Below are 13,662 nucleotides of genomic sequence, written 5' to 3' on the forward strand. Positions count from 1 at the left end.
AAGTTCTACTTGTAAAAATAGGCCCCTAATCTAGAGGCCTGTATGGGAGTGACGATGTCTTGCCTTAGAAATTATAAATCGCTTCGATACCATATGTTCTCGGTTTATTAGGCATGCGGGCTAAATCGGTTACGCCATCACCATAAAAGAAGATATCTTCAATGGTGCGCTCGTCAGTTAAGTTATTGACATATAGCTGCACTGTCCAATCGTCAGACTTCAAACCGACCCCAGCATTAATTGAGGTGAAGGTTGACGAAGTAACATGTGGGATTTCAATATCAAAATATTGTGGCCCTTGCACCTGAATATCAGCTCGAGATACCAGTGACCAGTTTGAGCTAATAGGGAAATAATGATCTGCAGATAAACTATAAGTATATTCTGGCACCCATACTTGTGATTCACCTTCAAGCTCAGGTCTATCTGTAAACTCTTTTATTTCTGAGTCAATATAACCTGCATTAAAACGTACATTGAGGTTTTCTGTCGCAGCCCAGCCTAATTCGATTTCAGCGCCTTTAGTGAGCACGTCATCAATGGCGAGGTTTTCAAGGGTAAAGCTGTCGACATTAAATTGGGTAATTTGTGCATCAGATTGGGAGATGACAAATAACGCACCGTTTAAGGTCAGTTTATTTGAGAATAGGGTGGTTTTAAAACCCGCTTCGTAGCTGTCAGACACTTCCTGATTGTAAACACGGTTTATACCTTCTGCGGGCTCGTTAAAGCCTCCACTTCTAAAACCTTTTGAGTAGCCAGTATAAAGCAGCAACTCCTCATTCATTTGATAAGCTAAAGTCACCTTAGGTTGCCATTGGCTAAAGGTATCCTCTGCAAACGTATCAACAGGGAAGTTAGGGTCGTAAGACTCACGTTTGTCGCTATCAAAACGTAGCGCTGCCGTTAATTCTAACTTGTCAGTAATGTCGTAGTTAATTTGACCTGATAATGCCCAGGCTTTGCTGCTGTTTTTATCGGCGATGGTTAGATACATCATCTCATCGGTAAAATCGTCTCTGTCTAGCGGCACATCGCCTAAGAAGTCGTCAAAGAAGTTAATGGTGTTGTCACGTTTCTTGTCTTGATAGAAAGCTGACACTGCCCATCTTAAATCCTGATCACTTTGAGAAGTAAAGCGTGATTCAACCGTCAGTGATTTCACATCAAATAAGCCTTCAGTGCCAAAAGGGGCACGGAAAAAATCATCTTCATCAATAAAGGTCGGGTCGGCGGAGTAATCGCCATCGTAAAAGTGTTTGTTTTCAGAGCTACTGTAAGCAGTGATAAAGTCAAAGGTACCTAAGTCATAATGCTGGGTAAGTTTGGCGCTGACTTCATATACATCACGTTGGTCGTTATTACGGATGTTTTGCGAGGTGCCAATATCAAAGTCTTCCGCGCTGTCTTCAGTGACGCCTTGATAATAAGCAAAGCCGGCATCGCTGGTGGTGTAACGGCCGCGCAGGTTTAAACTGGTGTCGTCAGTGAGATCAAATTCAAGCTGGGCAAACACTGAGTCTTCTGAAAAGTAATCTGCTGGCTCATCTAAAAACACATTATCAATTAAGCCATCAGAGTTTTTGGTATAACCGCCAACACGGAAAAATGCGCTGCTGTCATCATTAAGCGCGCCCGATACCACGCCATTTAAATTATAGGTATTGCCGTTACCGTATGAGCCTTTAATGGTGCCTTCTAACTCTTCGGTTGGTTTTTTGGTGGTGACAATCACTGCGCCGCCAATGGCGCCTTTACCGTAAAGTGCACCCTGTGCACCGCGCATGACTTCAATACGCTCAATGTCGACTAAATCTTGGTTAATAAATTCTAAATCGGGTGCGGTGACCCCATCAACCACAAAAGCCAGCGGCGCATCGCCCACTTGCGGGGTAATTAAGCCGCGGATAGTGATACGGGCAAGGCCTGGTCTGAAGTTGTCCAACTGGCTTAAATTAGGCGTGAGATCGGCAACATCTCTGAAATTTTCAATACGCTGGTTTTGGATCATATCAGCACTAAACGCGGTTACCGAGTCTGGTACATTCTGTAAGGTTTCTACACGGCCACGAGCACTAATCTCGATGCGCTCTATTCCGCTAGTGGCTTCAACAGTTTGTGGCTCATTGTTCTCAGCGTGGGCTGAACTAACAAGCGATAAACCCACCGCAGTGGCTAATATTGATTTTGCGAAAAAACGACGATTAGTATGACTCATATTTTGGCCCTCATAGGCTTCCTTGCATAAATATGTAGTTATTATGCATTTGTGTGATCCGTTATAACCATTGTGGGACTTTGGTGGAAAATAATATTTTGTAATGCAGCAAAAATGCAGTAAAAATTTGTCGCTTTGAGAGGAAACACGGGACATTTTGCAAATTAATCATGGATAATCCACTATAGGTAGCGAAAACCATAGATAAAATAACACTAGGTTTCTGAAAATGAAAAAGAAAGTAAAGATTGATAGTTACAACAAAAAAATATTGGCGACCCTACATCTTGAGGGGGATTTGACCAATATTGAATTAGCTGAAAAAGTAAACCTTTCACCTAGTGCTTGTTTTCAGCGAGTTAAATCGTTAAAAGAAGCCGGCTATTTCAGAACCTTTCATGCGGATGTGAATTTAGAGCAGATTTGTGAGCACGTGATGGCCTATGTGGAGTTTACCTTAACCGATAACACAGCACCGTCGCGGCGACGCTTTGTTAGTGCTATTCAAGATATTCCAGAATTTATGGATTGCATGCAGCTTGCTGGTGATGTGGATTATATGTCGTTAAGTTGCTTTCCCAATATCAAAAAACTCAATGAGATCTGTACCGAGCTTTCAGACAGATCAGAGCTAAGTATCAAAAATATTAAGACCCGTATCGTACTTGAACGCAGTAAGTGGTTTTTAGGCTATCCGTTATCAAGTTTGAAGTGGTTAGATGATAATGGTCAAGATGTAGACCGTGGCGCTGAGTAAGCTTAATAGCTATGCAGTGTTTTTTGTTTGCTATATAAAACAGTGATAAAAGTATCATGGTTTTAATAAAGAAAAGGCCTGTATCGACAGGCCTTTTCGCTAATGAGGTTTTGGGCTTAGTTTACTTATCAAATCGATTTTGCAGGTAATCAAATACCGCACGAATACCAAAAGCTTCACCACCCACAGGACGACCCGGTAATTTACGGTTATTCCATGCCATCACATCGAAGTGACTCCAGCTAATATCTTTATCAACAAAGGCCTCAAGATAAAGTGCTGCGGTAATTGCGCCGCCAAATGGAGTTTTGCCGCAGTTGGCTAAGTCAGCAATATCACTACAGGTTAAGTCATAATAAGGTTTATGCAGTGGCATGCGCCAAACTGGGTCGTCTACAGATAAACCCGATGCGGTAATATCGGCGGCCACTTGGTCATCGTTACTAAAGAACCCCGGCAGCTCGGTGCCTAAAGCAACTCGCATAGCCCCTGTTAAGGTGGCAAAATCAATCATTAGCTCAGGTTTGTCGTTATTGGCTTCAGCAAGGGCATCACACAATACTAAGCGGCCTTCGGCGTCAGTATTATCAATTTCAACGGTCAGCCCTTTGCGGGTAGTAATCACATCACCGGGCCTAAAGGCATTGGCTGAAACGGCATTTTCAACCGCAGGAACCAATACCCGCAGACGAATAGGTAAGTTGCTCGCCATAATCAATTGCGCTAAACCAATAACATGCGCTGCGCCGCCCATGTCTTTTTTCATAAAGCGCATGCCGGCGCCGGGTTTTAAATCAAGGCCACCAGAGTCAAAACACACACCTTTACCTACTAGGGTCACTTTAGGAGCCGATTCATCACCCCAAGTTAAGTCGATTAAGCGCGGAACATTTGCGCTGGCGCGGCCAACCATATGAATGGTCGGGTAGTTTTGCTCAAGTAGTTCATCACCGACAATTTGGTTGAGCTTAGCGCCAAATTCTGTCGCCATGGTGCTCATGGTCTCAGCTAAGTGTTGCGGCATCATATCGGCGGCGGGTGTGTTAACCAAGTCACGGACTAATGACACTGAGCGGATGAACTTATTAGCTTCATCAGCTTGCGCACTAGTCGGCACAATAAGCTGTGGAATTTGCTTGTCGCTTTTTTTGTAGCGATCGAACTGATACGCCCCTAAACCCCAACTAAATGCGGCGGTTTTTATCTGCTTGTCATCCGCGTTTAATTGGTATTGACCTGCGGGCAGTTGATTAACCAGATCACCACACAGCCAATAAGAGTCATCTTGGTTACTCACAAAAATAACTTCAGCTAACTCACCTTCGGTATTAGGAATTAAGCTCATGCCTTTACCTGAAAACTGGGTGGTGGTGAGCCAGTTAGTAACATTTTTAGACTGCTTATCGCGCCACTGTGCAAATGTTTCGCTATTGAAAATAGACAGGGGAATGCCTGAAACACCTGAAATAATGATATTGCTCATAGTAGGACTCGTTGATTGCGATGAGTTTAAGGATATCCCTAAGAGTATCAGGCTGATTTGATTCTAGAAAGCATAGAGATGGTTTTAGTGTGCTTGTTTGCTGCAATAGATGACTATAGTGGAATGGCGCGACTGAAATAGGCGGTTATGAGCTGAGGTTACGACTACTTTTTGGCAAAGTTATTAGGATTGCTAAAAAATAACCGTGGTAGTTGCTTATTAGTTTAGCTACTGGCTATTGTCACTTATCAGTTAGGCTGTGGCTATTTGGGTTAACTGGTTTTGTTAATGGCGTTTTTTCGAGCATTGGCTTTGCGTTCGGACATATTATTGAATGAGCTTGGCAGCACGTCAACGCCTACCATTTTGCCGAGTTTTAATACCAAAGGAATAGTAATAGGGGCAAAAGGTAACACTGCGAAAACCCCTAAGCCCAAACCTTTGAGTAAGTCGGCAAATTGTTTATTGGCTTCGGCTAATTCATCCTTGTTGGCTTGCTTGCAGGTATAGCGTTTATAAGTCACCAGCATGGCTTTGGTTTCTTGCTTTTCTTGGGCTAAGGCCTGTTTTACCACCAACATATCCAGTTTTACACGTAGCCAAATGCGCCGTCTTCCAATACGGATAACGCGAATAGGGGCCTTGTGTAATAGCTGGTAGATACTCATGGGCGCAATTGTCGCATAGTGGCTGTAGTTAACCTATTTATTAAAGTGAATAGTTACATTTAGCTGATCTCGATGAGATCAGTGTAGTTGTTTTTAAGCATAATCTAATAATATAAACTGACTTTTTTAAAGATTATGCAAAAGTAGGCCAATTTAGCTGGCTTGACTTATCTTGTTTAAATGCGAGCTTATATTTAGCAGCCGCGGTTTTAACAGGACTAAAGCTGCGCATTTTAACTTTAGCGGGCTAATTTATGCTAAAGTAAGGCGCTTATCTTTTTTATCTTCTTCGGTAAATAGACAACCTCATCTTGTGCTATATGAGTTTTCAAAAGCGTTAGCAATGATTAATTCATTAAGTGCTCACACTGCTAGTTATATGAACTTCCCATAATTCTGTAGCTAAAACCTTCGTAGTGGATAAATGAGTATGCAATAAATTTCCCCTTCAAATATTGACACTTTATCGTCTGCGACGCTTTTTTAAGCTCGGTCACCGTAAAGTTCTTCCATTTATAAAACTCTATGTTAATTAGGCCGCGTTGTTTACGACTGTCGCATTAACCAGAGCAGATCCCACCTCTAATCATTAGAGCAACTGGCCATTGGCGAAAATAAACATTCGTGTATGCAGTCACATAGATCCATTGATATAACAAGGAACGATGACATGAACACGTTAAAAGTAGGAGTCATAGGGACTTCAAGAAAAGTAGACGAAAAACGCTTTCCCATTCACCCAGGACATTTACTGCGCATTCCGCAAGCGCTTCGAAAGCAACTCATATTTGAGCAAGGTTATGGCGAACCCTTTGGGATCTCAGATGCTGAAATTGCTGCATTAACTGGCGGTATTGCCACGCGTCATGAGTTACTGGCAAATATTGGTACGGTAATTATTGCCAAGCCGGTGTTAGAAGATTTACAAGAGCTGCGTGAAGGCGGCACTTTATGGGGTTATGTACATTGTGTGCAGCAGCAAGATATTACTCAAGCAGCGCTAGATCGCAAACAAACCCTAATTGCTTTTGAAGATATGTTTATTTGGTCGGCAACGGGGCAAATGGGTCGTCATACTTTTTATAAAAATAATGAAATGGCTGGTTATTGTGCGGTGCTACACTCATTACAACTTAAAGGCATTGATGGCCACTATGGCGATCAACGTAAGACGATTATTTTTGGCTTTGGCGCCGTGAGTCGCGGCGCGATTTACGCCCTTAAAGCCCATGGTTTTAAAGACATTACCATTTGTATTCAGCGACCTGAAGAGCAAGTGCGTGAAGAAGTATTAGATTGTAACTATGTCCGTATTCGCGCAGGCGAGACGGGCGAAGCCCGAATGATGGTGGTTGAGCATGATGGCAGTAGCAGGCCATTAACAGAGCTCATCAGTGAAGCCGATATTATCGTTAACGGCACTTTTCAAAACACTGCCAAGCCAACTAATTTCGTGATCGAATCTGAAGCAGAGTGCCTAAAACCCCATAGTTTGATCATTGATGTCAGTTGCGATGAAAAAATGGGCTTCTTTTTTGCTAAGCCGACCACATTTAAACAGCCAATGTTTAACTATAAAACGGTGGATTATTATGCGGTGGATCATACCCCGACTTACCTTTGGGAAAGTGCTACTCGGTCGATTTCAGCAGCGCTGATTGTGTATTTACCTGCAGTGCTAGCAGGGCAGAGCGCTTGGCAGCAAAATGAAACCATTCGCCAAGCGATAAACATTGAAGAGGGCGTTGTTTTAAATGAGGCGATTTTATCGTTTCAGCACCGTGAGGCAGAGTACCCTTACAAGATTAAAGATATTGAATTAAGCCTCGCCGTTTAACTATGGTCATTTAACTATAGTCATTTAACTATGGCAGATGTCATAAATAAATCTATATGTCGACTTAATCAGCAATAACTTAGCTGGTCATGTGCAAGCATGGCCAATGCTAAGCCTTTGATTATTGTTTAATGCAGGGGAAATTTTTCAGCTAATTAAGCAATAGTGACAATTAACCCAAGACTATTGCGCTAAAAACACCGATAATTCACCTCATTAGATATACCCGCCAATTTACAGCGCACGACTCTGGAACTATTCAATGGAAATCAAAGTTAATTTTCTCGACAACTTAAGACTTGAAGCCAAGTTTGACGACTTTACTGTTACTGCCGATCAGCCTATTCGCTACAAAGGTGATGGGTCAGCGCCAAGTCCGTTTGATTACTTCTTAGCGTCGTCAGCGCTGTGTGCGGCTTACTTTATCAAGGTGTATTGTAAAGCCCGTGATATTCCTACGGAAAATATCAAGCTATCACAAAACAACATTGTTGATCCTGAAGATCGTTATAACCAGATTTTTCAGATCCAAGTTGAATTACCAGATGATATTTCTGAAAAAGATCGTACCGGTATTTTACGTTCTATCGACCGCTGCACGGTTAAAAAAGTGGTGCAAACCGGCCCTGAATTTAAAATCGAAACCGTTGATGATTTAGCCGCTGACGCCAATGCCATGCTAATGGGTCAACCTGAAGGCGATACCAGCACCTACATCATAGGTAAAGACTTACCCCTTGAAGAAACCATCACCAACATGACTGCAATGTTAGCAGAGCTTGGAATGAAGATTGAAATTTCTTCATGGCGCAATATCGTGCCGAATGTGTGGTCACTGCATATTCGTGATGCAGCATCACCAGCCTGTTTTACTAATGGTAAAGGCGCGACGAAAGAGAGTGCGCTGTGCTCTGCATTAGGTGAATTCATTGAACGTTTAAACTGTAACTTCTTTTATAACGACCAGTTCTTTGGCGAAGAGATAGCTAATAGCGAGTTTGTGCATTATCCCAATGAAACATGGTTTGAGTTAGAAGAAGATGACTCGCTGCCAAGCGGCATTTTAGATGACTACTGTTTAGAGATTTATAATCCAGATGGTGAGTTAGCCGGTTCAAATCTGATAGATACCAACTCAGGTAACTTTGAGCGTGGTATTTGTACCATTCCTTATACTCGTCACTCAGATGGCGAAGTGGTTAATATCCCGTCTAACTTAATCGAGAACTTATTTTTAAGTAACGGCATGAGCGCGGGTAATAACCTAGCTGAAGCCAAGGTGCAGTGTTTATCTGAAATCTTTGAACGCGCGGTTAAACGCCAAATCATCGAGCAAGAAATTGTCCTGCCAGATGTGCCAATGGCTGTACTTGAAAAGTACCCAAGCATATTAGCGGGTATTAAAGGTTTAGAAGAACAAGGCTTCCCTGTTGTGGTTAAAGATGCCTCACTCGGTGGTCAATTCCCTGTAATGTGTGTCACCTTGATGAACCCTAAAACTGGCGGCGTATTTGCTTCATTTGGCGCCCATCCGAGTCTTGAAGTGGCGCTTGAGCGCAGCCTGACAGAATTATTGCAAGGTCGAAGCTTTGAAGGCTTGAACGATGTGCCAAAGCCGACGTTCAATAGCATGACAGTGACAGAGCCTGAAAACTTTGTTGAGCACTTTATTGACTCTACAGGTGTTATCTCGTGGCGTTTCTTTAGCAGCAATCATGATTATGATTTCTGCGAATGGGATTTCTCTGGTACTACGGAAGAAGAAACTGAAAGCTTATTTGGCATCTTAGCGGATATTGGCAAAGAAGCTTATATTGCTGAGTTTGACCAATTAGGCGCAGCGGTTTGCCGTATCTTGGTGCCTGATTACTCAGAAGTGTATCCAGTTGAAGATCTTATTTGGGACAACACCAATAAAGCGCTGGATTACCGTGAAGAGATTTTAAACCTGCATGTGTTAACCCAAGAGCAGTTAACTGATTTAGTTGAGCGCTTAGAAGAAAGCCAACTGGATAATCAAACCGATATTCCAACCTTAATTGGTATCGTGTTTGACGAAAACACCCCTTGGGGACAGTTAACCATCATCGAGCTTAAAATCTTAATCTATCTTGCGATAGGCAGACTTGAAGATGCGATGGATTATGTTGGTGAGTTTTTACAATACAACGACAATACAGTTGAGCGCGGCTTGTTCTATCAAGCGGTTAATGCGGTATTAGAAGTCACCTTGGATGACGATTTAGCGCTTGAGCACTTTATCAATAACTTCAACCGTATGTTTGGTGAAGACAATATGAAAAACGTTGTTGGCAGTGTCACTGGTGAGGTGAAGTTCTTTGGTTTGACTCAAACCAGCATGAAGCTTGAAGGTATCGAGCCGCATTTAAGATTGATTGAAAGCTATAAAAAACTGCATCAAGCACGGGCGAATGCCGCTAAATAAGAGTATTCAATACAAGTTATAAACCTATTTTAAAGCCCATCAAATGATGGGTTTTTTTGTTTTTAGCATTGTCTACCACACCGATAAAACCAATAGCATCTATCAATAGATAACCTATTTCTGTTACTTTATGGCTGAAATGTGACTGATATAAGCATGTATCGGTCACTCAAAAAGGATGGTTAAAGGAACTTAGATGGCGACATTATTTAGGCTATTAATGATTATCACCGCAGCGTTAGCAATTACCATCTTAGTCATTTTTGTGATGTCTACTTTAGTGGGTTTGGGCGTTCCAGAGCATGCAAATAATACCTTTGGCTATCTCATTTCAACTTGCTAGTTAATGTATTCGCATAATCGTTATTTTATTTAAATGTTATAACGTTCCGCTTCAACTTCTGTTTTATTGATTCTCATACGGCTAGCCAATATTAGCATCTCCTGCTAGGTTGAATACTGTACTCAATAATTCATCGCTACTTTTTGAATTATCTCGTTTAAGTTCTCGGACATAATAAGGATATTTTCATGCTTAAAACCCTCATCACAACTGCTATCACAACAGCCATAATGGCGGTTGCACTAGGTGGTTGCTCGAATTCCAGTAACTCCAATGATGTTAAACCACAAGCTGATCCAATTGATTTAGTTGCCAGTAATTCAGTGGCATTTGAAACTTACAATGCTGAAGAGTTTTATAAAACCACCAGTGTATTTGGCTCTTCAATTAACCATTTAGGCAATGCTGTTTTAGTCAGTAATGATAAAAGCGGTATTTTCAATGCTTATCGTGTGCCTGTTGATGGCAGCCCGTCAAAACAACTGACGTTTTCAACTAAAGAATCAGTATTTGTTGAGTCGTGGTTTCCAAAAGACGAACGTTTTTTATATAGCGCGGATAAAGGTGGTGATGAACTTAATCATCTTTATGTCCAAGAGTTAGATGGCACTGACGTGGATTTAACCCCAGGCGAAGGCTTAAAAGCGTCAGTAATGTCATGGCATGAAGATGAGCAATCTTTCTTTGTGGTAACCAATGAACGAGATGCTAAGTATTTTGATGTTTATCAATATAATACTGAAGATTACAGTCGCCAATTAGTGTTTAAAAATGACTCTGGTTTTAGTGTAGAAAGTGTGAGTCCAAATGGCCGTTTTATCGCGCTGAGTAAAAGCCATTCAAACAGTAACTCAGATCTTTATTTAATCGACCTTAGATTGAAAATGGCAAAACCACGCTTGCTCACTGAACATAGTGGTGATGTGTCTTATTCGGTTGATACTTTTTCTAAAGACAATAAACGCTTGTTGTATGCCACCGATGAATTTGGTGAGTTCAATCAATCATGGGCATATGATTTAGCAACAGGTGAGAGCACCTTAAGCTATAAGGCAGATTGGGATGTCAGTTTTAGCTACTTTTCAAAAGATGGTCGTTTTCAAATTACCGGTATCAATGCCGATGCGCAAACACAGTTGATTATTACTGATTTAACCACTAATTCTGAACTGCAATTACCGACCTTACCCAGTGGTGATTTACGCGGGGTAAATTTCTCTGATGATTCAAGTTCAATGGTGTTTTACATTAACTCAGATACTTCACCATCAAACTTATATACCCACAAATTAGGTACAGACTCGATACTTCGATTAACCAATTCTGGTAATCCAAACATAAAAGAACAGAATCTTGTTACCGGTGAAGTGGTGCGTTTTAAAAGCTTTGATGGTTTAGAGATTCCTGCGATTTTATATAAGCCTAAACAAGCTAATATGAAAAAAGTGCCCGCATTGATTTATATCCATGGTGGTCCTGGCGGGCAATCTCGCAAAGGGTACTCTGCAACAGTTCAACATCTGGTGAATAACGGCTATGCCATCATTAAGATTAACAATCGTGGTTCAAGTGGATATGGTAAAACGTTTTTTCACTTAGATGATAAACGTCATGGTGAAGATGATTTACAAGATGTGGTGTATAACAAAAAATACCTTCAAACCTTAGATTGGGTTGATGCCGATAAGATTGGTGTTATGGGTGGCAGTTATGGCGGTTACTTAACAATGGCTGCGATGGCATTTACTGATGAGTTTAAGGTCGGAATTAATATCTTTGGCGTTACTAACTGGGTGAGAACCCTTGAAAGCATACCGCCTTACTGGGAAGCATTTCGTAAAAGTCTTTATGACGAGTTAGGGGACCCAACGACAGATAAAGAGCGCTTACACAATATTTCACCAGTGTTTTTTGGTGAACAAGTGAAAAGCCCGGTGTTGGTGGTGCAAGGGGCAAATGATCCCCGAGTACTAAAAATTGAGAGTGATGAAATGGTCGAGTCAATCCGCTCGGGCGGCACTTATGTTGATTACCTTGTGTTTGATGATGAAGGCCATGGCTTTAGTAAAAAAGCTAACCGCATTAGTGCTTCTAATAAATACCTCGAATTTTTAAATACCTATTTATAAGTTCCAAAGGTTGGCATAGCGTAAAAACAAAAAAGCCATTTGAATATTCAAATGGCTTTTTTATGACTGCGATATTACGAATAATCTTCGTTAATAAGGCTTATTTTTTTATCAGCGCTGCTGCTTCAGCTTGGCTTGCCATGTACTCGTTAAAGGTACCGTGGAAGCTTAATAACTTTTGGTCTCTCACATCAATGATGTGAGTTGCAAGCGATGATACAAATTCTCTATCGTGGCTAACGAAAATCAAGGTGCCTTCAAATTCTTTAAGGGCATTGTTCAGCGCTTCAATGGCTTCCATGTCCATGTGGTTGGTTGGCTCGTCCATGATGAGTACATTTACATCCATCATCATTAACTTACCAAATAATAGACGGTTCTTTTCACCACCTGAACAGTTACGGGCTTTCTTGTTGGCATCATCTTCAGTAAATAGAAGACGGCCTAACATACCACGGACCATTAAATCGTTATGTCTTGGGGTGCGCCATTGCGACATCCAATCAAATAAACTTAGATCATTATCAAAGTCTTTGCTGCTGTCTTGCGGGCAGTAACCGATAGCGGCATTTTCAGACCACTTAACCACACCTTCGTTATTGGTCAGATCGTTAACTAAACAGCGTAGCAGGGTAGTTTTACCGACACCGTTTTCACCAATAACAGCAAGCTTTGCGCCTGCTTCAAGGATAATGTTACCGCCTTGGAATAAGGTATTATCTTCAAAACCATGGCCAACGTCTTCCATGATAAGCGCTTGACGATGCATTTTTTTGCTTTCGTCAAAACGTAATGAAGGCGTCATGCGACTAGATGATTTAACTTCATCTAGCGAAATTTTATCAAGCTTTTTAGCACGAGAACTGGCTTGCTTCGCTTTAGATGCGTTAGCACCAAAACGGTTAACAAAGTCTTGAAGTTCAGCCATTTCAGCCACTTTCTTAGCGTTACCTGCTAATAACTGCTCTTGGATTAAGCCTGCAGCTTCAAGGAAGTATTCGTAATTACCAGGGTAAATACGCAGTTCACCGTAATCGATATCAGCCATATGAGTACAGACAGTGTTCAAGAAATGTCTATCATGGGAGATGATGATCATGGTGCATTTACGTTTGTTTAACTCATCTGCTAACCAACTAATGGTATGTATGTCCAAGTTGTTGGTCGGTTCATCAAGCAGCAAGATATCAGGGTTTGAGAATAAAGCCTGTGCCAGTAATACACGTAGCTTTTTACCGGGAGCGACTTGGCTCATTAAACCAAAGTGATATTCTTCATCGATACCGGCTTCAAGTAAGATTTCACCAGCGCGGCTTTCTGCACTGTAACCGTCCATTTCAGCAAACTCACTTTCAAGTTCACCGACTCTCATTCCGTCTTCTTCAGTCATTTCAGGCAAAGAATAAATGCGTTCACGCTCTTGCTTAACTTCCCACAGTTTTGGGTCACCCTGAATGACAGCATCGACTACGCTGTACTGTTCAAAAGCAAACTGATCTTGACTTAAGGTACCGACTTTTTGGCCCGGAGTAATAGACACGTTGCCAGAAGTCGGTGCAAGTTCACCACTTAGAATTTTCATGAAGGTTGATTTACCACAACCGTTGGCACCAATTAAACCATAACGGTTTCCGTGGCCAAATTTAGCTGAGATGTTTTCAAACAATGGCTCTGGGCCAAACTGCATGGTGATATTTGCGGTAGAAATCAAAGGAATATCCTGAATGGTTAAGTATGCAAAACAAAGCTCGATGTACAATAAAAAGGTACTTTGAGTTCAG

General features: G+C 41.6%; 9 protein-coding genes. 5 read left to right on the top strand and 4 right to left on the bottom strand.

Annotated elements, in window-relative coordinates:
* Positions 1-64: 64 nt before the first annotated feature.
* Positions 65-2,218, bottom strand: a complete 2,154-nt coding sequence (locus Q4546_RS02080; RefSeq protein WP_102437082.1) for a TonB-dependent receptor — start codon at positions 2,216-2,218, stop codon at positions 65-67.
* A 229-nt stretch (positions 2,219-2,447) separates the two neighbouring features.
* Here Q4546_RS02080 and Q4546_RS02085 point away from each other — a divergent pair, with 229 nt between their 5' ends.
* Positions 2,448-2,975: an Lrp/AsnC family transcriptional regulator gene (locus Q4546_RS02085; protein ID WP_102437084.1), complete on the top strand. Its 528-nt coding sequence runs from the start codon at positions 2,448-2,450 to the stop codon at positions 2,973-2,975.
* A gap of 121 nt (positions 2,976-3,096) precedes the next feature.
* Here the strand turns inward: Q4546_RS02085 and Q4546_RS02090 are convergent, their stop codons facing one another.
* Together Q4546_RS02090 and Q4546_RS02095 are read right to left on the bottom strand one after the other, a co-directional pair.
* Positions 3,097-4,458, bottom strand: a complete 1,362-nt coding sequence (locus Q4546_RS02090; RefSeq protein ID WP_303410089.1) for a M17 family metallopeptidase — start codon at positions 4,456-4,458, stop codon at positions 3,097-3,099.
* A 272-nt stretch (positions 4,459-4,730) separates the two neighbouring features.
* A complete protein-coding gene (locus tag Q4546_RS02095; protein WP_102437087.1) occupies positions 4,731-5,126 on the bottom strand; it encodes a hypothetical protein in 396 nt (131 codons plus the stop codon).
* 670 nt (positions 5,127-5,796) lie between these two features.
* Between Q4546_RS02095 and Q4546_RS02100 the strand changes: the two genes are divergently transcribed.
* From Q4546_RS02100 to Q4546_RS02115, 4 genes are all read left to right on the top strand, one after another.
* Positions 5,797-6,963, top strand: a complete 1,167-nt coding sequence (locus Q4546_RS02100; RefSeq protein WP_102519970.1) for a N(5)-(carboxyethyl)ornithine synthase — start codon at positions 5,797-5,799, stop codon at positions 6,961-6,963.
* A 262-nt stretch (positions 6,964-7,225) separates the two neighbouring features.
* On the top strand, positions 7,226-9,409 hold the full coding sequence (locus Q4546_RS02105) for an OsmC domain/YcaO domain-containing protein (RefSeq protein ID WP_303445595.1): 2,184 nt from the start codon (positions 7,226-7,228) through the stop codon (positions 9,407-9,409).
* Between the two features lie 196 nt (positions 9,410-9,605).
* Entirely contained in the window at positions 9,606-9,752 is a 147-nt protein-coding gene (locus Q4546_RS02110; RefSeq protein ID WP_157936287.1) for a hypothetical protein, read from the top strand.
* Between the two features lie 188 nt (positions 9,753-9,940).
* Complete coding sequence (locus Q4546_RS02115; RefSeq protein WP_303445596.1) at positions 9,941-11,881, top strand: S9 family peptidase; 1,941 nt, start codon at positions 9,941-9,943, stop codon at positions 11,879-11,881.
* 100 nt (positions 11,882-11,981) lie between these two features.
* Here Q4546_RS02115 and Q4546_RS02120 read toward each other — a convergent pair whose 3' ends face one another.
* Positions 11,982-13,592 carry an ABC-F family ATPase gene (locus Q4546_RS02120; protein WP_102519974.1) on the bottom strand — a complete coding sequence of 537 codons (1,611 nt, stop codon included), beginning with the start codon at positions 13,590-13,592 and terminating at the stop codon, positions 11,982-11,984.
* Between the last annotated feature and the right edge of the window lie 70 nt (positions 13,593-13,662).

This window comes from Shewanella sp. 4_MG-2023, assembly GCF_030548015.1.
Taxonomy (GTDB): Bacteria; Pseudomonadota; Gammaproteobacteria; order Enterobacterales; family Shewanellaceae; genus Shewanella.